General features: G+C 56.7%; 23 protein-coding genes. 16 read left to right on the top strand and 7 right to left on the bottom strand.

Annotated features, from left to right (window positions below):
• Nucleotides 1–14 precede the first annotated feature (14 nt).
• Nucleotides 15–1,124, bottom strand: a complete 1,110-nt coding sequence (gene dnaJ / locus AB1724_13025; GenBank protein ID MEW6078732.1) for a molecular chaperone DnaJ — start codon at nucleotides 1,122–1,124, stop codon at nucleotides 15–17.
• Between the two features lie 116 nt (nucleotides 1,125–1,240).
• Nucleotides 1,241–2,860, bottom strand: coding sequence for an L-aspartate oxidase (gene nadB, locus AB1724_13020; protein MEW6078731.1), 1,620 nt, complete (start codon nucleotides 2,858–2,860; stop codon nucleotides 1,241–1,243).
• A 243-nt stretch (nucleotides 2,861–3,103) separates the two neighbouring features.
• On the opposite strand from nadB, the gene AB1724_13015 reads away from it, so the two are divergent.
• From AB1724_13015 to AB1724_13000, 4 genes are read left to right on the top strand one after another with little or no spacing between them, the layout of a single operon-like run.
• Nucleotides 3,104–3,850 carry an AAA family ATPase gene (locus AB1724_13015; GenBank protein ID MEW6078730.1) on the top strand — a complete coding sequence of 249 codons (747 nt, stop codon included), beginning with the start codon at nucleotides 3,104–3,106 and terminating at the stop codon, nucleotides 3,848–3,850.
• Entirely contained in the window at nucleotides 3,847–4,749 is a 903-nt protein-coding gene (locus AB1724_13010) for a 50S ribosomal protein L11 methyltransferase (protein MEW6078729.1), read from the top strand. The genes AB1724_13015 and AB1724_13010 overlap by 4 nt, the downstream gene beginning before the upstream one ends.
• Nucleotides 4,750–4,769: 20 nt before the next feature.
• Nucleotides 4,770–5,609: an MBL fold metallo-hydrolase gene (locus tag AB1724_13005; GenBank protein ID MEW6078728.1), complete on the top strand. Its 840-nt coding sequence runs from the start codon at nucleotides 4,770–4,772 to the stop codon at nucleotides 5,607–5,609.
• A gap of 17 nt (nucleotides 5,610–5,626) precedes the next feature.
• Nucleotides 5,627–7,177, top strand: coding sequence for an ASKHA domain-containing protein (locus AB1724_13000; GenBank protein MEW6078727.1), 1,551 nt, complete (start codon nucleotides 5,627–5,629; stop codon nucleotides 7,175–7,177).
• A gap of 34 nt (nucleotides 7,178–7,211) precedes the next feature.
• Here AB1724_13000 and AB1724_12995 read toward each other — a convergent pair whose 3' ends face one another.
• Together AB1724_12995 and AB1724_12990 are read right to left on the bottom strand one after the other, a co-directional pair.
• The gene (locus tag AB1724_12995; GenBank protein MEW6078726.1) at nucleotides 7,212–8,753 is read right to left on the bottom strand and encodes a 4Fe-4S binding protein; all 1,542 of its coding nucleotides are present in this window, start codon (nucleotides 8,751–8,753) and stop codon (nucleotides 7,212–7,214) included.
• 61 nt (nucleotides 8,754–8,814) lie between these two features.
• Complete coding sequence (locus tag AB1724_12990; GenBank protein MEW6078725.1) at nucleotides 8,815–9,735, bottom strand: DUF362 domain-containing protein; 921 nt, start codon at nucleotides 9,733–9,735, stop codon at nucleotides 8,815–8,817.
• Nucleotides 9,736–9,967: 232 nt separating this feature from the next.
• On the opposite strand from AB1724_12990, the gene AB1724_12985 reads away from it, so the two are divergent.
• The gene (locus AB1724_12985) at nucleotides 9,968–10,693 is read left to right on the top strand and encodes an alpha/beta fold hydrolase (GenBank protein MEW6078724.1); all 726 of its coding nucleotides are present in this window, start codon (nucleotides 9,968–9,970) and stop codon (nucleotides 10,691–10,693) included.
• Between the two features lie 15 nt (nucleotides 10,694–10,708).
• Here AB1724_12985 and AB1724_12980 read toward each other — a convergent pair whose 3' ends face one another.
• From AB1724_12980 to AB1724_12970, 3 genes are all read right to left on the bottom strand, one after another.
• Complete coding sequence (locus AB1724_12980) at nucleotides 10,709–12,781, bottom strand: ATP-binding protein (GenBank protein MEW6078723.1); 2,073 nt, start codon at nucleotides 12,779–12,781, stop codon at nucleotides 10,709–10,711.
• 71 nt (nucleotides 12,782–12,852) lie between these two features.
• The gene (locus AB1724_12975) at nucleotides 12,853–14,709 is read right to left on the bottom strand and encodes an aldehyde ferredoxin oxidoreductase N-terminal domain-containing protein (protein ID MEW6078722.1); all 1,857 of its coding nucleotides are present in this window, start codon (nucleotides 14,707–14,709) and stop codon (nucleotides 12,853–12,855) included.
• Nucleotides 14,706–14,948 (bottom strand): hypothetical protein, encoded by a 243-nt coding sequence (locus AB1724_12970; protein ID MEW6078721.1) that lies wholly within the window; start codon nucleotides 14,946–14,948, stop codon nucleotides 14,706–14,708. Before AB1724_12970 ends, AB1724_12975 begins: the two co-directional genes overlap by 4 nt.
• 237 nt (nucleotides 14,949–15,185) lie before the next feature.
• Here AB1724_12970 and AB1724_12965 point away from each other — a divergent pair, with 237 nt between their 5' ends.
• From AB1724_12965 to AB1724_12915, 11 genes are all read left to right on the top strand, one after another.
• Entirely contained in the window at nucleotides 15,186–16,007 is an 822-nt protein-coding gene (locus tag AB1724_12965; GenBank protein MEW6078720.1) for a DUF3786 domain-containing protein, read from the top strand.
• A gap of 354 nt (nucleotides 16,008–16,361) precedes the next feature.
• Nucleotides 16,362–16,679, top strand: coding sequence for a hypothetical protein (locus tag AB1724_12960; GenBank protein MEW6078719.1), 318 nt, complete (start codon nucleotides 16,362–16,364; stop codon nucleotides 16,677–16,679).
• Between the two features lie 258 nt (nucleotides 16,680–16,937).
• Nucleotides 16,938–17,399, top strand: coding sequence for a hypothetical protein (locus tag AB1724_12955; GenBank protein MEW6078718.1), 462 nt, complete (start codon nucleotides 16,938–16,940; stop codon nucleotides 17,397–17,399).
• Nucleotides 17,306–18,373 (top strand): hypothetical protein, encoded by a 1,068-nt coding sequence (locus AB1724_12950; GenBank protein ID MEW6078717.1) that lies wholly within the window; start codon nucleotides 17,306–17,308, stop codon nucleotides 18,371–18,373. Before AB1724_12955 ends, AB1724_12950 begins: the two co-directional genes overlap by 94 nt.
• 15 nt (nucleotides 18,374–18,388) lie before the next feature.
• Nucleotides 18,389–18,775, top strand: coding sequence for a hypothetical protein (locus AB1724_12945; GenBank protein MEW6078716.1), 387 nt, complete (start codon nucleotides 18,389–18,391; stop codon nucleotides 18,773–18,775).
• Nucleotides 18,776–18,984: 209 nt separating this feature from the next.
• Nucleotides 18,985–19,710 carry a MotA/TolQ/ExbB proton channel family protein gene (locus AB1724_12940; GenBank protein ID MEW6078715.1) on the top strand — a complete coding sequence of 242 codons (726 nt, stop codon included), beginning with the start codon at nucleotides 18,985–18,987 and terminating at the stop codon, nucleotides 19,708–19,710.
• Nucleotides 19,703–20,119 carry a biopolymer transporter ExbD gene (locus AB1724_12935; GenBank protein ID MEW6078714.1) on the top strand — a complete coding sequence of 139 codons (417 nt, stop codon included), beginning with the start codon at nucleotides 19,703–19,705 and terminating at the stop codon, nucleotides 20,117–20,119. The genes AB1724_12940 and AB1724_12935 overlap by 8 nt, the downstream gene beginning before the upstream one ends.
• Complete coding sequence (locus tag AB1724_12930) at nucleotides 20,116–21,123, top strand: hypothetical protein (protein ID MEW6078713.1); 1,008 nt, start codon at nucleotides 20,116–20,118, stop codon at nucleotides 21,121–21,123. Before AB1724_12935 ends, AB1724_12930 begins: the two co-directional genes overlap by 4 nt.
• Nucleotides 21,124–21,135: 12 nt before the next feature.
• Nucleotides 21,136–21,867 (top strand): lytic transglycosylase domain-containing protein, encoded by a 732-nt coding sequence (locus tag AB1724_12925; protein MEW6078712.1) that lies wholly within the window; start codon nucleotides 21,136–21,138, stop codon nucleotides 21,865–21,867.
• Between the two features lie 176 nt (nucleotides 21,868–22,043).
• On the top strand, nucleotides 22,044–22,388 hold the full coding sequence (locus AB1724_12920) for a hypothetical protein (protein MEW6078711.1): 345 nt from the start codon (nucleotides 22,044–22,046) through the stop codon (nucleotides 22,386–22,388).
• Entirely contained in the window at nucleotides 22,385–24,766 is a 2,382-nt protein-coding gene (locus AB1724_12915) for a C1 family peptidase (protein MEW6078710.1), read from the top strand. The genes AB1724_12920 and AB1724_12915 overlap by 4 nt, the downstream gene beginning before the upstream one ends.

Genomic DNA, 24,766 nt, shown 5'->3' with positions numbered 1-24,766 from the left:
CCTTTTCATCCGGGTTAACGGGAACCGGCGCTTTTTTTCAACAGGTTCCGCAACTTGTTGGAAAACTTCTCGCTCTCGCAGGAAGAGAACTCCCGCAGCAGCTCCTCCTGCTTCCTGTTCAGGTTGACCGGCGTGCGAACATCGACCTGGATGATCTGATCCCCCCGGTGTTTGCCGCGCAGGGATGGGATGCCCTCGCCGGCGAACCGGAAGGTATCTCCGTACTGGGTGCCTTTGGGGATTTCCAGAGGTTTTTCTCCGGTCAGGGTAGGTACCATGATGGTGTCGCCCAGGGCCGCCTGGACAAAGGATAGTTCCATCAGACAAATGACGTCGTTGCCGTTTCTCTGAAAAAACTTATGCGGCCGGACATTGATGAAAACATACAGGTCGCCCGGAGGCGCGTCCCTGTCACCGGGTTCGCCCTCCCCGGTCAGCCGCAGCTTGGAGCCGTTATCCACTCCGGCCGGGATTTTCAGCGTGACCTTTTTTTTGAGCATTTCCTGGCCCCGGCCCTTGCACTTGGGACAGGGAGAGGCGATATGCCGCCCGCTTCCCCGGCAGGCGGAACAGGTCGTTTTTACCATGAAAAACCCCTGGGACCGGGTCATCTGGCCGGTGCCGTTGCATTGTCGGCAGGTTTCCGGCTGGGTGCCCGGCTTGCAACCGGTGCCTTCGCACTTGGAGCACGGGGCCAGTTTTTCCAGATCTATTTCGGTTTCATGGCCGAAGGCGGCCTCCATGAAATCAACGGTCAGATCGTACCGCAGGTCGTTTCCGCGCCTCGCCCGCCGGGAAGAACGTCGGCCGCCGCCGAACCCGAAAAAATCCTCGAAAATATCCCCGAAGCTGGAAAAGATATCCTCAAACCCGGCGCCGTGACCGCCGCCCATGCCGTTTAACCCGGCATGGCCGAACTGGTCGTAAATGCGGCGCTTCTCCGGATCGCACAGAACGCTGTATGCCTCCGACGCCTCTTTGAACACCTCTTCGGCTTCTTTATCGCCGGGGTTCTTGTCGGGATGGTATTTCAGGGCGATCTGGCGGTAGCACTTTTTCAGTTCTACTTCCGTGCACTCCCTGGAAACCCCCAGGATTTCGTAATAATCTCTCTTGTCCGCCATACCGCTCCACTTATATAGAAATTAATTCAATAAAATAATACGCAAAGGCTGGATGTCAATAGACCGTTTGACACCGGCCGTCAAGCGGAAAAAATTCCGTTACCGGCTGAAAAAGCTCAAATATCCCCGGCGGTGATCACCGTATCCTTAAGCCCGTTGACATCGTCCTTGAAATTGTAATCAATATTGTAATGAAGTCCCCGGCTCTCTTTTCTCATCATGGCGCAGGTGATGATCAGGTCCGCCACCGTGGCGATGTTTCGCAGTTCCAGCAGATCGGCCGTCACCCGGAAGTTCCAGTAATATTCCTTGATCTCCGCCTTGATCAGGTCGATACGGTTCTTGGCCCGTTTCAGTCGTTTGTCGGAACGGACGATACCGACATAATTCCACATGAACAGCCGGATTTCATCCCAGTTCTGGGAGACGGTAATGGCCTCATTGCTGTCGGTCGTGCCCGCCTCGTCCCATACCGGCAGATCATTGTCCCTCCGGGGCAGGCCCTTCAGTTCCCGGATGGCGCAGTCCACCGCCCGGTTAGCGAAAACCACGGCCTCCAGCAGGGAATTGCTGGCCAGGCGGTTGGCGCCGTGCAACCCGGTGCAGGCGGCCTCACCCACGGCATAGAGCCGGGAGATGCTGGTCCGCCCCCACATGTCCGTCACCACCCCGCCGCACATGTAATGGGCCGCGGGAACCACCGGTACGGGGTCAGTGGTCATGTCAATGCCGTACTTGAGGCAGCGCTCGTATAAATGGGGAAAACGATCCTTGATAAAATCCGGTTTGCGATGGGAGATGTCCAGGTAGACGCAGTCGTCGCCCCGTCTCTTGATCTCCGTGTCAATGGCCCGGGCGACCACGTCCCGGCAGGCCAGCTCCCCGGCCGAATCATAATTTTTCATGAACGCCTCGCCGGCGGAATTGAGCAGCAGGGCACCCTCCCCTCGAACGGCTTCGGAAATCAGAAAATTTTTCGCGGCCGGATGAAACAGGCAGGTCGGATGGAACTGCATGAATTCCAGGTTGGCGACCGTGCCGCCGGCCCGGTGGGCCATGGCGATGCCGTCGCCGGTGGCAATGTCGGGGTTGCTGGTATAGGCGTAGACCTTGCCCGCCCCGCCGGTGGCCAGAAGCGTGACCAGGGCGTTAAAGGTGTTGACCCGATCGTTCTTGATGTCAAGGACATAAGCGCCGCAGCAATAAACCTCCCGGGTCTGAACCACCGGCCCTTTCTTGACCCGGGTGGAATGGGTGATCAGGTCGACGGCGATATGATCCTCGTAAATGGTGATGTTCGGGTGCGCTATGGCCTGACGGACCAGGGCCTGTTCGATTTCCCGCCCCGTCAGGTCCCGGGCGTGAACGATGCGGTTGTGGGAATGGCCCCCTTCCCGGCCCAGGTCCAGGCCGTCGCCGGCCGGGCCTATTTTTGTAAACTGGATACCCAGTGACGCCAGGTCCATAACCGCGTCCGGTCCCTGCCGGACGACCATATTCACCACCTCCCGGTTGCAGAGACCGTCTCCGGAAGCCAGGGTGTCTCTTATATGCGACTCAAAGGAATCCAGCCCGCTGATCACCGCCGCGATGCCGCCCTGGGCCCGGTTGGTGCTGCTGTCATCCACCCCCTTTTTCGTGACGATGCTGACCGTGCCGGCTTCCGCCGCCAGCAGCGCGAACTTCAGCCCGGCGATACCACTGCCGATCACCAGAAAATCCGTTTTTATTTCCATAACGCCGATCTTCTTTCTTTGACATCGTAATCATAACGGCAAAACGGTCATTTTCGACCGCCGAAGTACCGTCTACCCGCCTCTCACCCGGCATAAAACAGCCGTTCCAATCTGACGGGTGAAATAGCACATTTTCTTCTAATATACAAAATTTCATGGAAAATTCTCTCTTGAATAATGGCGTTTTCCATATTATGGTCAATTTTCGGTTGATTAACGAGGCAAAACATAAGGATGGACAACATGGCTTTTTCAATAGCACTGGCCGGCAAAGGCGGCACGGGCAAGACCACGGTCGCGGGAATGCTGATCGGCTATTTAATGGACAAAGGGAAAACGCCGATACTGGCGGTAGACGCGGATTCCAACGCCAACCTTAACGAAGTGCTGGGGCTGAAGGTGGCGGGAACCCTGGGGCAGGCCCGGGAGGAGATGAAAAAAGGGGTGGTTCCGGCCGGCATGACCAAGGATATCTTTATTTCCATGAAAATGGAAGAAGCCGTGGCCGAAGCCGACGGTTATGACCTGATTGTCATGGGCCAGCCCGAAGGGACCGGCTGCTACTGCGCCGCCAATACCCTCCTGACCAATTTCCTGGAAAAGCTGGCGGACAATTACCCCTGGATCGTCATGGACAACGAAGCCGGCATGGAACACATCAGCCGCCTGACCACCCGGAACGTGGATGTCCTGCTGATCGTATCTGATTCGTCCCGCCGCGGCCTGCAGGCGGCCATCCGGATTTACGACCTGGCCCGGCATCTTAACATCGGTTTTGAAAAGGCCTGCCTGATCATCAACCAGGTCCGGGAGGAACCGTCCGAAGAAGTCAGGGCCATCATCGCCGAAAGCGGGCTGACCCTGGCCGGCACTATCCCGGCCGATGACATGGTCTACACCTATGACCTGGAAGGCCGGCCCACCGTGGAATTGCCCCGAGATAACCCGGCCATTGTCGCCGCTTATAAAATATTCGACCGGATCATATGAACCGCACGGCCTGCACCGTTGCGCCATCATCTAAAAACGATCTCCCGGCCCGGCTGGTGCCCGGCGATCATATCTTCATTTATTATTTGAACGGCAGGGCCGATGCGCGCCGGGCTGATCTGGGCCCGCGCTTTGCCGGCAACTGGGAAGAAGAAGACTGCTCTTTTCTATTCTTCTCGGCTCCGGCGGAAGAGGAAATGCGGCGTTTTCTGATGGAGCGTCCGACGCTTTCCCTGGTCGACCGGTTTGACATGCCCTATCAGGAATGGCAGCCCGTGGAGGGGTTCCCCCTGAAGGCCGGGGGGCTTTCCATTTTCCCGCCCTGGGAAACACCGGACGAGACGGCGGACCATATTCCCCTGATTCTGGATCCGGGGCTGGTATTCGGCAGCGGGTTTCATGCCACCACTCACGACTGCCTTGAAGCCCTGTCGCTGATATGTTATTATAGTAACCGGAAAATCGAAACGGCCATCGACATCGGCACTGGAACCGGCCTGCTGGCCGTGGCCGCGGCCATGCGGGGCGTCGCCCGGGTCATCGGCGTCGACAACAATCAGCTGGCGGTGGAAACCGCCCGGCACAATGTCCGGCTCAACAACGTCGATGACCGGGTATTGATCATGAAAGGGTCCGCCCTGGAGCCGGCTTATCACCCGGCGGACCTGTTGATGGCCAACATCCATTGCGAGGTAATGGAGGCGATCATCGAAACGCCTGTTTTTTCCGGCTGCCGCTGGTTTATCCTGTCCGGCCTGCTGCGGACACCGGCCAGGAAAATCATCGCGCGGCTAAACGAATTATCGGCTGAAATTATAAAAGTATGGAATAATGACGAGATCTGGTATACCGTGCTGGGAAAACGGGGGGAGGGTTGCAACAACCCGGTCAAACGATAACCAATCAAGGTAACGGATGAATGATAGTCAAATCCTGGGGGTCAAGAGGCTCGATTCCGGTTTCCGGTCCGGAATACGTTAAATACGGCGGTGATACCACCTGTATTGAAATCACCACCAGAAGCAATGACATTATCATCATCGATGCCGGAACCGGCATCCGCCGGCTGGGCAATCGCCTGGTGGAACAGAAACTGTTCCATTATCATCTGCTGTTCACCCACGCTCACTGGGATCACCTGATGGGCCTGCCTTTTTTCAAGCCCCTTTTCCTGGACACGACGGTGATTGATGTTTACCGTTGTCCCGTCCCCGGGTCTTACGCCGAGCAGATGATCTCCAAGGTCATGACACCGCCTCATTTCCCGATCCGGTATGACGACCTGAAAGCCCGTATAAACTACAGGGACGGATGCCCCGATTCGTTCACCATCGGATCGGTAACCGTCACCCCCATTAATCTCAGTCATCCCGGGGGCGGCAGCGGTTACAAGTTCACCGAAGGCGGCAAAACTTTCGTGTTCCTCACGGACAACGAACTCGGGTATGTCCATGAAGGCGGGCTGACCTACAATGATTATCTGGAATTTTCAAAAGACGTCGACCTGCTGATCCATGACGCCGAATATACCCCGGAGGAGTACGACAACCAGATCGACTGGGGCCATTCCGTATATACCGACACCCTGTCCATGGCCCTGAACGCCAATGTCACCACCCTGGGGCTTTTCCACCTCAACCAGAACCGGACGGACAGACAGATGGACGCCATCCTGAATATCTGCCACCGCATCATCGACGAGCAGGGCAAACCCCTGCAATGCGTGGCCGTGGATTGCAACATGTCCTTTGAACTCTGATCCGGCGGCCCCTCGACATGACGACCCCTATGACCACCTGGGTTGAGCACGTCTCCCTTGTTCCCCCTTCCCTGTCCGACAATACCGCCGACGCCGACCGTCTGCTGGCGGCCTTGCGAAAAACATTCGGCATCGGGACGATCCCTATCGATATGTCCCTGCTGCGCCTTCTGCCGGACCGGCTCCGCCAGTGGGGTTACCGGGCCCGCTGCCTGGTTTTTTCCGACGGGTCGACGGCTCATCTGGCCGGGCTGACGGCGGCCGACGATCATCGGCCAATGGCCGGCCTGGCCGTGGATCTCGGCACCACCATGATCGCCATCCGGCTGATCGACCTTGGCACCGGCCGGGCCATGGCCGAGTCATCGTTTGAGAACCCCCAGACCGCCCGGGGAGACGATATCCTCACCCGCATCCATTTCGCCGAAGGCACCGACGACGGGCTGACGCGGCTCCACCGCCTGACCCTCGAAGGACTGAACGCCGCCGTCAGCGGCCTGTGCCGCGCCAATGGCCTGTCTGCCGAAGACGTCTATCTGGTGGCGCTGGCCGGCAACACCACCATGACCCACTTCTTTTTAAACCTGCCGGCCCGCTGGCTCATCCGTGAACCCTACATCCCCGTGGTCAATGAACCGGGGATCATCCGGGCCGCGGACCTGGGCATGGCCGTCAATCCCCTGGCCCGGGTGTATGTCTTTCCCAACATCGGCAGTTATTTCGGCGGGGACCTGGTGTCCGGGATCCTCTATTCCGGCCTGGCCCGCGGCGACCGGACCTGCCTGCTGGTGGACGTGGGAACCAACGCCGAAGTGGTCTTCGGCAACCGGGACTGGCTGATCGCCTGCGCCGGGGCCGCCGGTCCCGCGCTGGAAGGCGGCGTGACCTCCATCGGCGCCAAGGCCGGGCCGGGCGTCATTCACCGGCTGGCCCTCGATCCCGAAACGCACCTGATCACCACGGAGACAATCAACGGCCTGCCGCCGAAAGGCATCTGCGGATCGGCCCTCATCGACCTGGTGGCCGGGCTGTTTACCGCCGGCATTCTCGACATCCGCGGTAAGCTGACCGGAGACCGTCACGGCCGGATCGTTGACAACGACGGCATCCGGGAATTTGTCGTCGTTCCGGCCGAAGCCTCCGCCACCGGCCGGCCCCTGGCCCTGAGCCAGCCGGACATCGACAACCTCATCCGCTCCAAGGCGGCCATGTACACAATTTTGCGGACCCTGACGACCACGGTCGGCCTCTCGTTTGACGACATCGACACCTTCTACGTGGCCGGCACTTTCGGATCGCTTATCAATCCCCGGTCGGCCATCACCATCGGCATGCTGCCGGATCTGCCGATGGAAAAATTCACCGTACTCGGCAACAGCTCCCTGGAAGGCGCCGCCATGGTGCTGTCATCGCGCGGCCCGATCAGGGAAATTCCGGAAATCAAAAAACGGCTGACCTATCTGGAACTGAATGTCAACCAGGACTTCATGAACCGGTTCAGCGCCGCCAAATTTTTACCGCACACGGATGTCTCCCGGTTCCCTTCTGTAACCGTCCCCCGACAATAAGCGGAATGGCCCTAACAAATTCGGCCACCAGCCGTCAGACCGGATATAAATCTGATGATATCTCACCGGCAGGGTAAACGCGGACGGCGGACGGGCCGGGCAGCGGACAGACCTTTTCGCAGATGCCGCAGCCCACGCACAAATCGGTGATCACGTAGGGGCGCTTCAGGGTCAAGGCCGCGCCGCCGGCGCCGGTTACCACGACCTCGTCGAAGCGGATGGCTTTTTCGGAAGTGGGACAGTGCTCCTCGCAGACAATGCAGGGCGTGCTGGAAGCAAACGGCAGGCAGCGGTTACGGTCGAACACCGCCCGGCCGATAACAAAGGCGTGCTTTTCGGCCGGGGTCAGCCGTTTCAGGGCGCCGGTGGGGCAGACCTGGCCGCACAGGGTGCAATTGAATTCGCAGTATCCCAACCGGGGGACCAGCCGTGGGGTGAACACGCCGTCCAGCCCCTGTTCCAGCAATACCGGCTGAAGGGCGTTCTGGATACAGACTTTAAGGCACTCCCCGCAGCGGACGCAAGTTTTTAAAAAGTCTTCTTCGGCAAGGGCGCCGGGCGGACGCAATACCCGGCGGGACGGGTCTTTTGCAACGGCATCGATTTTCACCAGAAAGGGAAGTGTTATCCCGGTCAGGCCGGCGCCAATCAGGTGACGACGGGTCACATCCACCGGCGCCCTGTTGACCGGGGGGGTAAACCTGAAGGTGGTGATCTGCTTTGGACAAAATTCCAGACAGTCCAGGCAGAGGTTGCATTCCTCGGCCATCATGCGGCGGTCGTCGTCAAACGCGGACATACGGCACTCATGATGGCAAGCCTCACAATTTTTACAAGCAAGCAGCGGCTTGCGCCGGAAAAAAGAAAACCGGGAGACCAGGGCCAGCATGGCGCCCAGGGGACAGAGGTTCCGGCACCAGAAGCGGCGGCCCAGCAGCTCCAGGGCGAATACACCGGCCAGCATAACCAGGGAGACGGCCGGCCAGATGAATAACGATTGTTTGTAAGGCAGGATAAACGATTTGAAGGCATCATAAACCGGTTCGCTGACGGCCGTGGCCCAGCCCGGGCCATGGAAATATACGGCATCAAAACCGGCCGTGACCAGGGCGTTAAATAGAGGGTCCACGGCGATCACCATCCCCCGCACCAGCAGGGAAAAAGGATCGACCCATCCGGCCAGTTGCAGCCCGAAGGCTGCTGATACCAGGACCACCGTCAAAATCACATATTTGATGTGGCGCAATGGCCGAAGCGGCCGGCTGACCGGCCGGATGACGCGGGCGGTACCGTCCAGGAGCGTGCCCAGGGGGCAGATCCAGCCGCAGAAGACCCGTCCGAAAACAAGGGTCAGGCCGATGACTGCCAGGGCCGGCAATAGCAAGGGAATGACGGTCCGGGTGGCCAGGGTGACGGCGGCCGCGGCCAGCGGATCCCAGCGGAAAAAGAGATTAACCGCGTAAGGAATCGTATCCAGTCCGGTATAATCGGTCTGGCGGAACAGGAACAGGAACAGGGCCAGAAAGAAGATCTGGCACACCTGCCGCGCCCGGCGAAAAACCAACTTTTTATTCATCTGTTAACCACATCGTCACCCCGGAATCCGATCCGGTGTCCAGTTAAAATTGCCTGCCTCCCTACACTTCTGTTATCGTGCATTTTTCAAGACGCATCTCCCCCAGGCCCATCTCAAACGCCGCCACGGTCGAGGTGATGGCATCGGGCGTTTGCCCGAAAAGCGTCGTGGCGTAGGCGTCCGCGGCCACCGGATCGGTCGAAGCCAGAACCGTGTTGCGGATGCTGACGTCTTCGATTTTGCCGCCCTGGGGGCCGCTTCGAAGCAGCAGGCGGGTGGCGTCCACCACCGTCAGGGATGGACGGATAACCGTGTTCAGGTCGGCCAGGTTCCGGCCGATGTCATGATGGATCTGTCCTCGCCGGCCGCCGATGACGCCCATGATGTTTTTCATCCCCAGGGTCAGACCCGACAGGCCGTGATGTTTGGCCACGGGCACGTTGATGTAGCAGTCCGCCTCCAGGGCGTCCTTGTAGAACTGCCATTCCTTCAGGGCCTTGCCGCCTTCGATCTTCACCGGCACGAATTTGCGCTCATCGATAAACTCGCATTTGACGCGGGGGTCTTTGATTTTTTCCAGTTCCGGTTTGATGCCGCTGTTCTGGTAACAGCGCCGCTCCTCGTTGCAGGTCCGGTCAAACACCTGAACCGAGGCCGCGCCGGCGTCAAGGGCCAGGGTCACCAGGGCCCGCACCACCTGGGGATGGGTGTTGGCCGCCTGCTCCGGGGAGCGGTCCCAGCCGATGTTGGGTTTGACCACCACTTTCGCCCCTGGCTTGACGAACCGGCCCATGCCGCCCATTTTTTCGATGACGGCAGCCGTAATTTTAAAGTAGTCCTCCCCTTTTGAGACGATAATCCCGGATGGAGGTGAAGCGGACGTTCCGGCCATGGCCCGGGGGACCAGGCGGAAGACCGGCGCGGTGGTCATGATTCCGGCATACCAGAGGGCCACCTGTTTTAAGAATTCACGTCGATCCATGATGCCTCCTTTGTCAAATATGTTTTTAATGATTTTAAGTTATTTCTCCGCCATTACTCAATTTATTTCTTTGGGAGCATTCCCCGGGGCTTTTTCACATTCCGTCCGACCTGCCGGAACGTCCCCTTTCTTGATCCCGGGCCTGAAATTCATTGACACGTCGAACCGGGCTTGTGTATGCCTCTTGTATCTGTCGGCAAACAAAACCAACCTTTCTTCCGCGGGAGCAATCATGACGGATTTCCGAACCGTACCGATCTCATTTACCTCGGATGACCTTGTCCTCAAGGGCGTCCTCCATCTTCCGGAAACCCTGCCGGCCCCTTTTGTGGTGGGTTGCCACGGCCTGTTCGCCGACAAGGAGTCGCCCAAGCAGATCGCCCTGGCCCAGGCCTGCTGCCGGGCCGGAGTGGCCTTCTTCCGGTTTGACCACCGCGGTTGCCATGAGAGCGCCGGCGTTTTTGCCGAGGTCACTTCCCTGGCGGCCCGGTGCCGTGATCTGGCCGACGCCGTGGACATGCTGCGACAGCGGAAAGACCTGGGGCCTCTGACAGGACTGTTCGGCAGCAGCATGGGCGGCACGGTGGTGCTGGCTTCCGCCCGCCGCTTCATGCCGGTCCGGCTGGTCACAGTGGCCGCGCCCCTGGTCAGCGGCCCGGTCATAAACGCTATCAAACTATCCAACGACCCGGTGCTGGAAAAAATGCCCGCCCGGTTCTTTGAAACCGCCCTGCAGTTTGATATCAGCCGGGAGGTGAAAGGGCTGCACGACATTCTCATCGTTCACGGCGACGCCGATCAGGTAGTGCCTTACGAAAACGCCGAGCGGCTTTTCGCGGCCTGCGACCGGCCCAAAAAGCTTCTCCGCCATAAAAACGGCGATCACCGCATCACCGACCCGGGCCACCAGGAGGAGTTTCTCCGGCAGGCGGCGGCGTGGCTGACCGGGAAGATATAAAGCGAGGTCGCGGGTTCAGGTGTTCAGCGCCAGGGAGATGATTTCTTTCAAATCCTTCAGGCTGAACGGTTTGGGCAGGCTACCGCAAAAGCCGTAATCAGCATAACTGGCCAGCACGGGATCGGAAAAATAACCGGTGGTAACGATCACCCTGGCCGATGGATCAAGCGCCAGCAGTTTGCCGATCGCTTCCTTCCCCCCCATTCCCCCGGGAATCGTCAAATCCATGATCGCCAGGTCAAAGGGCTTTCCGTTTTCCATGGCCGTTGCGTATGTTTCCAACGCTTCTCTTCCGTCGGCGGCGGTTTCCACGGCATACCCGAGGCTTTCCAGCATGTGGGTCGCGGTCTTTCGCACCAGCACCTCATCGTCCATGAATAAAATGCGGCCGGAAGCGCGGTAACTTTCTACCGCCGGCGACGGGGTTGCCGTCCGGCCGGCGTGTCCGGCCATATCGGCGGGAAGAAAAAGGGTAAACACCGTGCCTTTATCCGGAACGGACTCGATGGTGATATGTCCCTTGTGCTTGCGGATAATGCCGTGAACAATGGCCAGCCCGAGTCCGCTGCCGGCGCGCTTGGTGGTGAAATAGGGATCGAATATCCGGCCAATGATACTGGCCGGGATTCCGGTCCCTTCATCCCGGAAGGTCAATTTGACGCAATCACCGCTTAAGTCCGGGGCCTCGGGCTGACGGACATCAGCGACATTCCGGGCCTGAACATGAAGCGTCCCGCCGGCAGGCATGGACTCCCTGGCGTTGATGGTCAGGTTGGCGATGACCTCCTCCAGTTGCCCCTTGTCGGCTATTGCCGGCCATAAATCCGCGGGCAGATCGAAACGGGCGGCCACGTTTCCGCCGGCCAGATGGAAGGTCACCGTGTCACGGATATGCTGTCGCAGATCTACTTTTTCGAGAACGGGCTGGCCTCCCTTGGCAAAGGTCAGCAGCCGGCTGGTAAGATGACGGGCCTGCTCCAGGGCCTGATGGGCGGTCTGCAGCGCGGCCAGAGCCGGGTGGTCCGGTGGCAGACGAATCTGGGCCAGTTCGATATTGCCGAATACGCCCGTCAGCAGATTGTTAAAATCGTGGGCAAGACCGCCGGCGACCGTTCCCAGGCCCTCGAGCGTCCGGATTCGCTGCCGCGCCCCTTCCGCCCGCCTGCGTTCGGTAATGTCACGGCCGCTGAAAAACAGAGCATAAGGTTCTCCCCTGTCCGTAAAAAGGCATTTGCCCAGGGTCTCCAGCCATCGGTAGGAGCCATCCGCGCAACGGTAGCGATATTCGACGGATGCCTGTTTCCCGGGCATCGGGTTGTCAAGAATCGTGGCCAGTTCCCGTATCACCGAATCATGGTCTTCGGGATGAACAAGATCGGTGGCGGTCTTTCCCAGCATTTGTTCCGGCGTATAACCAAGAACGTCATGGGAACGGCTGACGTAGGTGAGAACCCCCTCAAGGGTTGCCATGGACACAAGGTCCACCAGATGGTCATTGATGTTCTGCAAAAGCGTGTTTTTTTCACGCAGGATCTGCTGGATGCGAAGGCGGGTAAGAAAACCGCCCAGTATATCCGCCGCGGTCTTCAGCAGCGAGATTTCCTCCTGGCGCCATTCGCGCCGGGAATGAATTTCGTCAAAACCGATGAATCCGTACCAGCGACCGTCGACAATAAGCGGCAGGACCAGTATGGAGAGAACGCCCTGCGATTCCAGAAGATTCCTTTCGCCTTCGGGGAAATCGCGGACATGCCCGCAGACAGGGATCCCCCGGGAGAGCTGCTCCCGCCAGCGCTCCATGCCCCGGGCATATGGCGCCTGCCGCAGAAGGAGGTTATCGATTTCCGGCCGCACACCCGGGGCGCAGGATTCATGGGTCTGGCGCGCGCACAGTCCATCGGCCGGATCATCAACATTCTCGAAAATATAGACTCTTGACGCGTCCGTTGCCAGACGGAGATGAGTAATGGCTTCGTTGAGGGTTTCATAACCGGCATCGGGTTTGAGCAGGCAGGCGGAGGCCAGGGCGATGGTTTCCTCATACCGCAGTTGCCGCTGCAGCGCGTCTACCGCTTTTTTACTGTCCATTGACGCAATCCCACTGTTGTAATGACGCTGCCCGACCGGTATCGTCCATCAGGGTATCGGGCCATGCCCCTTTAAAGGCCGTCAAGCCCGAGCCGCTTCAGGGTTTCTGTCTCAGGGACTCCTGTTTCCCGGTTCCAGCCCTGCTCCCGGTAATAATCGGCGATCATTTCTTCGATCATCTCGCTGGTCAGCGGCGTTTCCGACACATATTCCTTGAATCCCGGGTCCGCTGTCCACCGTTCCGGCGCCGTATCGGCTGTCCGGCCGATGCCTTCCCGGAGGTTTAACATTTTATATAACGTCCAGACCCGCTCGGCCCGATGCCGCAATTGCTCAAGATCGGTGGGAATGCCGGTCACCGCCTGGTAAAGGGCGGCGCATCGCCCGGCATTGTAAAACCGGTTGATCTGACCCCGGGCGCAGATGCCCAGCGATCCCAGCATGGCAAACCAGCGGTGGGAATACGCCAGAAGCGCGCCGACTTTCAGGCCGGGCCGGCCGTCAGGTTTTTTTGCCAGGATGTCATCAATCGCCGGATCGGGAACGCCCATCCGCTGCAAATGTTTCGGGAACATATCCAGGGGACGTTTGGCAAAATAGGTCGGGGAACCGCCGGAGCCGACATGAGGCCCCCGGGGCTCGAGGACCTGCCCCAGTTCCATGGTACCGAACAGGTCCCAGGGCAGAGCCGAATCCGGACCGGTATAGGGATGAACGTTTTTGATCAGGGCCGGCGCGCAGGCAGCGGCCGCGTCACCGTATGCCGCCAGCATTCCGGCAAAGCCCCGGGCCAGAACGTCCCCCACGCCCTCACGGCCGGCGATCCTGGCCGCCCAGGCCAGCATGGACGGCAGGGAATTGATGACGACCGGCGGATCGTTTGCCGCCGCGGGCAGGATGCCTTGTTCAAACAGGGCCGCGGCAAAGCGCATGACCCCGAAAAATTCGAACATGTCCAGCCCGAAATCATCCAGCGCGGCGATCAGTCCGGCCGCTTCGCGGTAATCCGTAAACCCGTACATAAGCGGCGTGAACAGATTGACGGCGGAACTGGAGCGGATAATTTTTCCGGCCAGCGGGCCGTCGGGTATTTCGACCAGGTCCTTGCAGCCGATCGGGCAGGAGACGCAGGCCAGCCGGCGCTTCCGGATCTTCTCATATAATTCCGGCGGCACCACCGGAAACGTCTTGAGCATGCCCAGGCGCTGCCAATCCTTCAGGTGCCGGTAACGCCGGATCTCTTCCGTCAGTTCGTTTCTCAACCGTTGGTACGGTTTATCATCCGCGACGCCAATGCCGCCCGCCCCCTGGACGGTAACAGCCTTCAGGTTCTTTGCCCCCATGACCGCGCCGAACCCGCCACGGCCCAGGGTGGACACCCCATCCACATAGGCCATGGAAAAGGTCGAACGGTTTTCTCCGGCCTGACCGATGGCGATAATACCGCTTTGACCTTCCGTCCACTGACTGATCAGCCGGCCGGTTTCGGCTATGCCTTTTCCCCACAGACCGGCGGCGTCCTTTAACTGAACGGTATCGTCAATGATCTCCAGATAGACCGGGTGATCGCTTTGGCCGGTGATGATGATGTGGTCGTAACCGGCCTGTTTCAGGCGGCAGCCGAAGGTCATACCGCCGGCTCCGCACCAGCCGACGGCTCCGGTGGCGGGAAACTTCGTGACCCCGTACACCCGGGATGAAGAGGGCACGTCGGTTCCGACCAGTGGCCCGGCGCCCAGAATAATGGGATTATCCGGCGAGAACGGATCGGTGCCCGGCTTGATGGCGTCAAGAGCCAGGCGGAAGCACAGGCCCAGGCCGCCGATAAAGTCCCGCGCCAGACGAGCGTCCAGGGGTTCCCGGTGGATCCGGCGCCGGGTCAGATCCACATGCAGTATGGTTCCGGCAAAACCGCCCGCCAGGGTCATGGCGGCCCCTCCTTCCGACCCTGCCTGACCAGGGCGCCGTAAAAACAATTATCGGCGCAGACGCCGCACTGCACGCAGGTGTTCAGAAAAACAACCGTGCATCCCGTTCCGGACAGGGTCACCTTCAGTCCGGCCGCGGCCAGTGAAAACCGGCCGTCATAAAGCCGGGAGCAGGCCAGCAGGCAGCGCAGGCACCCCGCGCACAGATCCGGGTTGATTTGAATTGGCCAGTGACTCATGATGCCCGCCTGATCACGGTGACAATAAATTGATATGAATAATTTTTTTTTATTTCATTATGGTAAGGGAAAAACAAAAAGTCAACGTGTACCTGGGGCGCCCCAGCCGGCAGACAGAAAATGGCCGACGGATATGGGCGGCGAAGGTACCGGAAATCCGGGCGACGTCTTGACAGGGACGAACCGACTGTTTAGGTTAAGCGTACCATAAAGATTCAAAATAAAGGAGTGCTCTTCATGACCAAGCCGGCCACTACATTAGATATATTCAAGCTGCTGGACCATTCCAACTGCCGTGAGTGCGGCGAGAAGACCTGTTTTGCCTTTGCCGCCGGCGTCTTCAAGGGCACCCGCCGGCTGGAGGAGTGTCCCCGGCTGGACCGGGAAACCATCCGGCAGTTCGCCGAAGCCCACGGCCTCCGGCAGGCGCCGGCCGCGACCCCGACCGACGAGCGGGAAAACGCCATCGACGACCTGAAAAAAGCCATGGCCGGTCTCGATCTGGAAGAAGCGGCCCGACGGACCGGCGGACAGTTCGCCGGCGGCAAACTGACTGTCAGAATTCTGGGCAAGGATTTCGGCGTCGACAACCAGGGGGCGCTCTACGCCGATATCCATGTTAACCCCTGGGTGGCCGGCCCTTTTCTGGATTACGTGCTGTTCGGCAAAGGCGTTCCGCCGACAGGGCAATGGCTGTCCTACCGGGAACTGAAAAAAGGCCGCGAAGGCTACCCGCTGTTTAAGAAACGATGCGAGGATGCCATGAAGCGGGTAGCCGACGTCTATCCCGACCTGTTTGACGACATGGTTCATCTTTTCAGCGGCCGGCAGGTAGAGCAGCAGTTTCAATCCGATATCTCCGTTGTCCTTCATCCCCTGCCCAAAGTGCCGATCATGATCTGCTACTGGTTTCCCGAAGAAGGCATGGAATCGACCCTCAACCTCTTCTTCGATAAAAGCGCTGAAGAGAATCTCTCCATCGGCTCGGCCTTTGCCATCGGCGTGGGGCTGGCCCAGATGTTCACCAAACTGGCCCAGCGCCACGGGGTCACCGTTTAGCTGCTCTTACCGAAATGCCGCGTCATCGGGTGCCGCTCCCGTAAGAATCGTGTCAGAATCGGAGACAGGATCGGGAAAAATCTCCAGGGGGCCGGATCTGACTATATTTCATTATAATTAAAAATCATCTTGACTATTTTTCATTAGAGCCCGATTTCCGCCTCCTCCCTGGCAGGAGACCTGAAGGTTTCCTATAACTCGATTCAGTCCTGGCTGTCCGTATTTGAAACTTTTTTTCTGACGTTTTCCATTTCACCCTGGACGGCGAAAATTTCCCGGGCCATCCAGAAAGAAAAAAAGGTTTATCTGTGGGATGCCCCGCGCATCAAGGACCCGGCGGCACGTTTCGAAAATATGGTGGCGCTGGAACTCTTCCGGGCCGTTTCCTGCTGGAATGACCTGGGGCACGGGGACTTCACGCTTCATTTCATTAAAAACAAAGAGCGGCAGGAAGTCGACTTTCTGATCGCCGAAGGGAACAAACCATTACTGATGGTCGAGGCCAAACTGTCCGACACGCAGCCCTCGGCTGCGTTAAAAAAATTTCAGGCCGCCCTGGAAATCCCGGCCGTGCAATTGGTTGAAAACGGAGACGGCTTTAAAATAATACCCAACGACATTCACCGTATCCTGGTGGCCCCGGTTTTTCAATGGCTGGCTACGCTGCCGTGAGTGGATAAAGATAAAATCTTAAAGAGCTTCCTATCTAAAATTCTTTTAGATGTTAGATCGTTAAACCATCAGCGGCAGAAACTACTAACAAAATCCACATTGTTTTTTCCCGCAAATATTCTCGCCAACTTTATTTTCTTCTATTGCAAAGAGTTACGGCTTCCATAATTCATCAACTCATCATTCTGGCATATTGGATGCTCTCCCAATAGGCAAACCGGGTAACACGATTACAGTGCTTAAAAAAGGGAGGACACCATGAAAAAAGCAACACTGACCATTTTATCGTTTCTGGCGGTATGCATCGTTTTATTCGGGTGCGCACCCAGGAACACCCTGCACAACCAGTCGCGCATGGCTGCAACCGTTGAGGTTGCTGACAGACCGGAACTGCCCTTTGAACTCGCGTTGACCTATTACCGGGAAGGATTTTATCAGAAAAGCGCCGAATATTTTGAGAAGGCTGCATCTTTATATCACAAAGACGACAACAAGGATGCCGAACGGCGCTGCATGGTAGCTGCTGCAAAAACATACTTAAGATGTTCGCAAAGAGACCATTTTGTAAAATGCGCTTATCATCTGGATAAAATAATTGGGCATCGGCAGATGCCTTCAGGCGATGAATGCACTCTGCTGAACCTGGCGGCAACCATGCAGGGCCTGCCACTGCCCTATCCTGTCAAGGACGGAGTGTGGCAGGAAATTCTAATCCAATAAATTCGGAGACAAACTCCATGAAAACCAAACCAATAGATACCATCACGATATTGACACTGCTCATCCTTACTGCCAGTTCGGCTCTGGCCATGGAAATATCCGGCGATCTGGTTTTTATGACCGTTCGGGAAATGGGTGAAAACCAGGGCAGCTATCTTGAAGAAATCACCCCGTTAAAACAGCATCGAGAAGTCATTCAAAACAAGATGGCCCAGTTGAAATCGCAGATACTGGACTTGGCTTCGGACACATCGATGTTTGACAGGAAAAACCTGGAAGCGCAATTTGCCAAAAATCTTGCCGTATATATCAAAGATATTTCCAAAGAGCTTGAGATTACCGGCAAATATGCAAGCATCCACGCCACAACTCTCTATTCATTGCTCGACAGCCTGGAACAGGAAGGAGGCGCAATTAACGAACAAGCCGTAAATGAAATGATCAACAGATCCAAACCGGTTTTGCAGAATTCCCGTGATCTTTATTTAACGCTGGCGCCATACCAGGACACCATCAAAGATCCGGTTATTCTAAACGAACTACAACATGCCGGCCGACTGGCACGGGAAATTGAGACATATAACTCCCTGCTGCAAAAAAACAACAGCAGCGATACCTCTTTTTCCAGAAAAAAGCTCATCTTAAAGATACAAGATCTGACGGAAAGATTTAACGCCATTGCCTGCGAGTCCGACATACTGAAGGCTATTGTCACCGAAGAAGCCACCACCCTTCAACTGGTCAGCCAGATTGCTTCATATGAATTGATTCAAAGCGCCTTTTCCGGCGGCAGCGAGTTCGCAGGGGATATGACGACGAACACGCTTGGCCCCATTAAGGAAAACATTGAAGATATCCGGGAAAATATAATGTTCATCAGCAACTCCGTCAGTCAACCGGACCAGGGCACCAGCCGCAGCCTCGGAAGCCGGCCCAGCTTTCCCAACTCATGGCCGGCGGACAATAACTATTAAGGGCGAGGTGAAAAAATGAAAAGAATCACCGTAATCACAACCTGGTTAGTCATGATGTTGATGGCATCGTTTCCTGGTTTCTGCGGCTGCGATTGTGACTCCGATCCGCTGGTTCAACGATGGGTCCAAGAAAAAAACGGCGCTGCCATGAAAATGGTCAAGGCCTGGGCGCATAATGCCCCAATGAGCGAACTGGCCCCCGCCGGGGCCATCATCTTGAGCCACCAAATTTATATACTGGCAAAATGTAAGGACAACGAAAGCTTTCTGGAAAACAACCTCTTTCTGGGTAATGGGGCAAGCAGGCAGGGCGGTCTCGAATTGTTGCCGGCCTTGATTATTGAAAAGATGACCGGGCAGGAATTCTTTTCCCCCATCCCCCTTTTTGAAAGCAAGAAATAACGGAGAAAAGCATGAAATTATTTCACTCAATTGGTTTTTCATGGCCCCGATTCAAAGAAAGCATTTATTCCCACATGTTATATATTTTAATCGGTATCGGTATTGCCGAGATTTGCGCATACAAATTTTGGACAGGAGGCGAATCGATATTTAATGCGCCGCCGGAGATATTTCCCGGCATCACTGCCGCCTGGCAATGGATCTACATCATGGTCGGGCCGACCCTATTCGCTCTCTTCCCCATGGCCTGCGTGTGCCTGTGGTCAGTCTGGAAACTGATCGCTGAATTGCGGATGTCGGATGATCGGATTTTACGTAAAGCCCGGGAGTGCTTTGGCGACAATTTTCAACAGTTGTATTACGGGCAGTTCAACGGAATCAACTCCTTTAAGTCGGAAAAAAGGCTTTGTCAGATGCTGTCCAGGTTTTCAAACAACCGCCGGGAAATCGTCGACAGGTTATTCAAGCGATCCGGTCTTCATAAGCCCCACTGGGAAAAAGCCATGGTTGCCGTTCCCAACGGACCATCGCTGGCTTACAAGGATTTTGTCCTGCGCATCTCAATAGATCCGAAGCCTCCATCCGCTCTCTATTTTTATCTTCTGGATATTATCCAGAATCTCGCTGGCACCTTCGGCTTTGCGGGAACAGTGCTGTCCCTGATGGCCACCATGGGCAGCATGTCTGTGGACATGAGCCAGGCGGAGATGATCAACGTGCTTCTTCAAAAGTCTTCCGCCGCCTTTGGCAGCACGGCCGTAGGGATTTTTATATCCGTACCCGCCTATATTGCCTCAAAAATTTTCAGGCGCTTTTTTCCGCAGGAATCGGACAATAAACCGGGTATTGAGGAGCAGATGCTCCTTGACGCGCTGGTGGCGCAGAAGTTCTCAACACAACAGCACATGACACAAAAGGAAATCATCAATGATTAACAAAGATCTTGGCATGGATATTTTTGCCCTGTCGCTCATGGTTTTCCTCGTTACCACGGGCGTCCTGATGATCAATATTCAAACCGAAAGCGTCAAGACCGAGTTGGTACGTATCCAACTCTCCCAGGGCGACTCTGAAGGTGACAAGGCCGCCGGAGTACCTGAATACGTCATCCTTTCGGCGCGGAAAACAGATAAAGGCGGCCAGCTTTATATTGAGAACAAACCTATATCATTCGATCATTTGAAACAAGCCCTGACGACATATCGCCAAAAAGGAAAAACCGTACTGATCACCCGGTTTGATAAGGCCCTTTCCCATGGTGAATATGTCGCCATACTGGATGCCGCCAAACAAGCTGGAATCCAAGCTATTTACGATACATACGAAAAGGCCAAAACGCCATGAAAACCAAATCCATTGTATGCGTATTGTCCTTTCTCGTGACCCTGTATATACTCACCGGGACATCGCACCGGATCACACCGGATAAAAACGAAGATGCGCATAAGATATTGAACACAGAGCAAAAAATAGAGAAACCGTCCCTGTCTCACCTCTCTCCAGATGCCAGCAAACCGGAACAAATGGTGGTAGTACAGACCTTACCGGCCGCTCTTGCTGCCGCCATCGCCGTTTCCGAAAAAGCTCCCAAGATCAAGGCTGCCCCACCGCTACAGGAACCACCCGTCCCTCCAAAAGCAGTTTCTACTCCTCCCATGCCTAAACCTGTGCCCCATTCCTCCACCCCTGAACCGCCTGTGTCACAATCCAAAAAAAAATTGGCCGTCCAAAACAATTCGGCTATGCAGATGGAACAACAACCCAAGCCCGCGAATCTGGCGCCAAAAACTATCAGTATAAACCAGGAGCAGAGCGCCATCGGCAGCCGCCTGCAAAAAGAGGGAAAAAAGCTGCCGATCATTGAAGCCAACTGGAGCAGCATCGGGTTTGACGAATACCTGAAGATGATAAAGCAGATCGGCGGTCATCTGTTTGTCGGTGATACGATGAACCAGAGTATTCTGGCGGAAGTCGAACTTCATTATTATAACAGCCATTACCGCTTCCTCAAGTTCCAGGAACCGGGGGAACTCAGTCAACTGGCCCTGTTCCGCCCCCGTGAAATAGCGGATGAACCACTGGTCACCGAAATCCTGAGCACAGCATTTGAAAAATGGCCGGACAGTCCCAATCTGGCCCTGGTGGTGCTGCTGCCATCCCGCATCGAAACCGGTTTTCTGGGCAGTTTGAAACAATACCTGGAATCAAATGATTACGGCATGGAAAGCTTCGATATTGTCAGGGGAGAATATTTCATATCCGGCGACGATCTCGGCCTGAATATTAAGACAGCCGTCAACCGGACAACGAATCAAGTCGTTAGCCTGGGACTGAAGGTGCTTATCTAAAGGAGAGAAAGAATGATTAACACGCTATTCAGAATAGCAGGGCCGGGTCTTGCCATCGGGATGCTCATGTCGTCAATAACCGCCTCGGCTATTGCCGAGGATGCGGATACGCTTTATATGCGTTTTCTAACCCAGCAGATGATGATCGCCAAGATTCAGGAGCTTAACCACGAGCCTGCCGCCGAATCATTAAAAGCCACCTTGGCAGCAGAGGCAAGAACGGCCGGCATGGCAATTCCAGAATGGTTTTATTCAAAAAGCCAGAAAGACTGTGAAGATGATTCGTCTGATCAAACAATCGCATCGGCACAACAGCCCCGGACAGGAATAGACCAACACATTGAAAACGCCTCAAAAGAATACGGGGTTAACCCGGCTTTAATTAAAGCCGTCATACGGGCGGAAAGCGGCTTTGACCCCTCGGCTGTATCACATGCCGGCGCCAAAGGCCTGATGCAGATCATGGACAGCACCGGTAGTGAAAACGGCCTGACCGATCCGTTTGATCCGAAAGAAAATATTCACTGCGGAACCCGTCTTTTAAAAAAATATCTGACCAAATATCAGGCATTAGACAAAGCGCTGATCGCCTATAATGCCGGAGAGAAGTACATTCATCAACCCTACGCCAAGTTGCCCGCCGAAACTCAAAACTATATCCCCAAAGTCATCCAATACTACCGGGATTATGCGCCGGAATATGAGGAGGGAAAAGAAAAATTGGCAAAAATTGCAAGGCAATAGGCACAAAAATCATGTTGACACACAAAAAAGGTTTTGTTATGGGTATAACTAATTGAAAAGCTTGTAATCCTTTACTATTAGCCGTCTGCGGATCAGGGGGATCGCGTATATTTAACGACACGAGGATACGGCTTGCCTGAAACGGCCTCCCCGGATAATCAGTAAGAGTACGTGCCATGACCGGACCGAACGAGGAATGCACACAGGAACAGGGCCACGATATCGCTTGCCTTGAATCGCTTGAATCGCATTCCGCCCAAGCCCTCCGGTCATACTGGATCACCAGCGTTGAGCAGTTTGTCGCCTCGGCCGCCACGGACCAGGGCCGAAGGGGCCTGAACAAGCTCCTTGCCGGCAATCCCGCTTCCCTTGATGAACTGCTTCAGGAATCGCAAAAAATTCTGGGATCTCAGCGTTACGAAGCGCTAATCCAGGCCCGTCCGGGAGGTCCCCTTGGCGCCCGGTTTGATGAGACGCAATTCAATACGGATTCAGACAACGGCAACGGAGGGGCGGCATGAGGATACCCGGTCAGACACCTCTTTCATCTCTTGCGATATCACCGGACCAGGTCCGTTTGCTCCAGTCCTTGTGGATTGAATCGGTTGAAGAGGCCATCGCCCTTATCGCCGCCCTGTCGGACAAGCATCAAAGCAGCGAGGCAATCGCGCTGCGCGCCCTCTCAACCAATAACTTTGCCGCCGCTGTCCCATCAAATCGTCTGGCCCTGCTTCGCCGGCCGCAACGGGGGGGCCTTCTGGGTTGCCTCCTTGACCCGCAAATGGTTGATATCTATCGCGCGGAAGGACGCCTGCGACCATCCCGTCCGTTGCCTGCCGGCGCCTTTGATGATCGCCTGCCGCCGGCCGTCCGCCTGATGGATCGCCTGCCGCCGGCCCGCGACCAGGGGGAGCGCGGCACTTGCGTTGCTTTCGCCACCGTTGCCTTGCGCGAATTCCTGCTCACGCCGCCGGAGCCCCTGTCTGAGCAATTCCTTTACTGGGGATGCAAGGAGCTGGACGGCAGCCCGGATCCCGGAACCGCCCTTCACACCGCCATGACGGTTCTCCAGGAATACGGGGTATGTCAGGCCTCGGCCTGGCCATATAACCCCATGCAATCGGCCACCGAAGGCCAGGGGCCGCCCCGGTCTGATCCACAGGAAAAGGCCAAACGCTATCGCCTGCCTTCGGCCCGTACCGTGGAGCCGGGGCTCGTTCAGAATTACAAGTACGTCCTTGCCGGCGAGAACGGTCAGGGCGGAATGCCGGTAACATTCGGGACGCTGGTCTTCGACAGCTGGTATTGTTCGGCAGAAACAAATCGCACCGGCAAGATTACGCTGCCCCTTCCCGGCGAAGAGATCGTGGGCGGACACGCCATGTGCGCGGTGGGTTACGTCGATGATGATACGGTTCCCGGCGGCGGCTACTTTATCGTCCGCAACAGCTGGGGACTCGGCTGGGCGCCGGACAGCCCGGAAGCTCCCGGCCATGCGCTGCTGCCATACGACTATATTGAACGTTTCGCCGTGGAAGCGTTCACGGGTCCGCCCAGCGCTCCTGTAAAGGAAGTAAAAATGGAATCGCCGGAGCCGGAATGGCGTGAATTTGTTCGCGTACTCGAAAGGGAGGGCCGCGACCTGGATCGCCGCCTGCTCAAGCCCGGCACACGGGTCCTGTATCATCCCCGACAGCCGGATGTTTTACGGGAAGACACCCCCGAAAACCGCCAGGAATTTCTGCGACTGAATCGGGCCTGGACCCCGGAACTCAGGGCGAGCCTCTGGTTTCCTGCCAGAGCCGACTGGCCCGACAGGTTTGTCGGCGATCTGGCCCGCAAACAATCCGCCAGCCAGAAATTTTTTGCCGCAATCGAGGAAAACCTCAAGACCGCCGTGGGCGCGGCCTTCCCCGACATCAACCTGCCCACGGCCGCGTCCCTGCTGCCATGGCAGTCCCATATCCGCCGTTTCACTCAGGAATCCGACCTGACCGACGGCCTCCGGCATGCGCTCCTGGCACAAACCGGGTGCCCGCCGGACATGAAACCGCCCCGGGAGTGGATGGCGGCCCTGTCGGCGGTTAATTCCCTCCGCATCTATCGAATAAAGTCTATTCCCGCGGATATCCGGATCGTGGCCGCGTTTATTACCCCGGTTAAATTGCAGCCGGACCAGCCGCCCTCCTTTGCCAGGCCTGATGCCGCAACCATTCAAGCCGTGCGCGACCTCGTCGCGCGACAAGCTGACACCGCCGCCGGCCGCAAGCCGGTCTATAGCTTTTTTACCCTGGGTTCCGCCTTGCCCTGGCCGGAAGACATAAAAGGCATGGCAGCGGGCGACCATTGCATCCTTTTGAGTTGTTTCAATAACGATGACCTGTGGCAGACAACCACCCCGCCCTTCTTTGCCACGCGCGTGTCGTTCCGCAACTTTCTTGACCGCATGGCGCCCCTTACCTGGCAGGAACGGGTATCAACAGTTAAAACCGTGGTGGACCGCCGTATCGCCGACGGATATGAGGCCAACATCACCGTTGAAAAAATCGCCGGGGAGACGCACTATCGAAAAACAACGGTCCGTGACGCCTTCCTGGCCATGCAGGAGGTCAGCCGGGACACTTACCTGGTCGAACAGTTGAAGGGGGGGGCCATTGCCATTCGCCGCCGTCGCCCGGGTGATCAGTCAAAACTGACGCCTGCCTCATTTCATCGGGGTTTCCTGCGCCGGCACTTCCTGCTGTTTGTCAGCGCCGGCGTCGGCGTCAGCGGCCTGGCGTTAAAAAGCATGATAAACATCGGCGGCGTTACCGGCTTCCTGCTTATCGTCTTTTTGGTATATGGAACTGGGCTTGTTCAAGCGCAGATAAACCGACGTGCATCGGAAGAAAAGGAGTGA

The sequence above is a fragment of the Thermodesulfobacteriota bacterium genome (genome assembly GCA_040753795.1).
Taxonomy (GTDB): Bacteria; Desulfobacterota; Desulfobacteria; order Desulfobacterales; family Desulfosudaceae; genus JBFMDX01.
This window is presented reverse-complemented; position numbering and strand designations above follow the sequence as displayed.

What these genes read in the sequence shown, in the direction of transcription:
- dnaJ (MEW6078732.1), bottom strand. Translation starts at nt 1,124, where the DNA reads ATGGCGGACAAGAGAGATTATTACGAAATCCTGGGGGTTTCCAGGGAG.
- nadB (MEW6078731.1), bottom strand. Translation starts at nt 2,860, where the DNA reads ATGGAAATAAAAACGGATTTTCTGGTGATCGGCAGTGGTATCGCCGGG.
- AB1724_13015 (MEW6078730.1), top strand. Translation starts at nt 3,104, where the DNA reads ATGGCTTTTTCAATAGCACTGGCCGGCAAAGGCGGCACGGGCAAGACC.
- AB1724_13010 (MEW6078729.1), top strand. Translation starts at nt 3,847, where the DNA reads ATGAACCGCACGGCCTGCACCGTTGCGCCATCATCTAAAAACGATCTC.
- AB1724_13005 (MEW6078728.1), top strand. Translation starts at nt 4,770, where the DNA reads ATGATAGTCAAATCCTGGGGGTCAAGAGGCTCGATTCCGGTTTCCGGT.
- AB1724_13000 (MEW6078727.1), top strand. Translation starts at nt 5,627, where the DNA reads ATGACGACCCCTATGACCACCTGGGTTGAGCACGTCTCCCTTGTTCCC.
- AB1724_12995 (MEW6078726.1), bottom strand. Translation starts at nt 8,753, where the DNA reads ATGAATAAAAAGTTGGTTTTTCGCCGGGCGCGGCAGGTGTGCCAGATC.
- AB1724_12990 (MEW6078725.1), bottom strand. Translation starts at nt 9,735, where the DNA reads ATGGATCGACGTGAATTCTTAAAACAGGTGGCCCTCTGGTATGCCGGA.
- AB1724_12985 (MEW6078724.1), top strand. Translation starts at nt 9,968, where the DNA reads ATGACGGATTTCCGAACCGTACCGATCTCATTTACCTCGGATGACCTT.
- AB1724_12980 (MEW6078723.1), bottom strand. Translation starts at nt 12,781, where the DNA reads ATGGACAGTAAAAAAGCGGTAGACGCGCTGCAGCGGCAACTGCGGTAT.
- AB1724_12975 (MEW6078722.1), bottom strand. Translation starts at nt 14,709, where the DNA reads ATGACCCTGGCGGGCGGTTTTGCCGGAACCATACTGCATGTGGATCTG.
- AB1724_12970 (MEW6078721.1), bottom strand. Translation starts at nt 14,948, where the DNA reads ATGAGTCACTGGCCAATTCAAATCAACCCGGATCTGTGCGCGGGGTGC.
- AB1724_12965 (MEW6078720.1), top strand. Translation starts at nt 15,186, where the DNA reads ATGACCAAGCCGGCCACTACATTAGATATATTCAAGCTGCTGGACCAT.
- AB1724_12960 (MEW6078719.1), top strand. Translation starts at nt 16,362, where the DNA reads ATGGTGGCGCTGGAACTCTTCCGGGCCGTTTCCTGCTGGAATGACCTG.
- AB1724_12955 (MEW6078718.1), top strand. Translation starts at nt 16,938, where the DNA reads ATGAAAAAAGCAACACTGACCATTTTATCGTTTCTGGCGGTATGCATC.
- AB1724_12950 (MEW6078717.1), top strand. Translation starts at nt 17,306, where the DNA reads ATGCACTCTGCTGAACCTGGCGGCAACCATGCAGGGCCTGCCACTGCC.
- AB1724_12945 (MEW6078716.1), top strand. Translation starts at nt 18,389, where the DNA reads ATGAAAAGAATCACCGTAATCACAACCTGGTTAGTCATGATGTTGATG.
- AB1724_12940 (MEW6078715.1), top strand. Translation starts at nt 18,985, where the DNA reads ATGGTCGGGCCGACCCTATTCGCTCTCTTCCCCATGGCCTGCGTGTGC.
- AB1724_12935 (MEW6078714.1), top strand. Translation starts at nt 19,703, where the DNA reads ATGATTAACAAAGATCTTGGCATGGATATTTTTGCCCTGTCGCTCATG.
- AB1724_12930 (MEW6078713.1), top strand. Translation starts at nt 20,116, where the DNA reads ATGAAAACCAAATCCATTGTATGCGTATTGTCCTTTCTCGTGACCCTG.
- AB1724_12925 (MEW6078712.1), top strand. Translation starts at nt 21,136, where the DNA reads ATGATTAACACGCTATTCAGAATAGCAGGGCCGGGTCTTGCCATCGGG.
- AB1724_12920 (MEW6078711.1), top strand. Translation starts at nt 22,044, where the DNA reads ATGACCGGACCGAACGAGGAATGCACACAGGAACAGGGCCACGATATC.
- AB1724_12915 (MEW6078710.1), top strand. Translation starts at nt 22,385, where the DNA reads ATGAGGATACCCGGTCAGACACCTCTTTCATCTCTTGCGATATCACCG.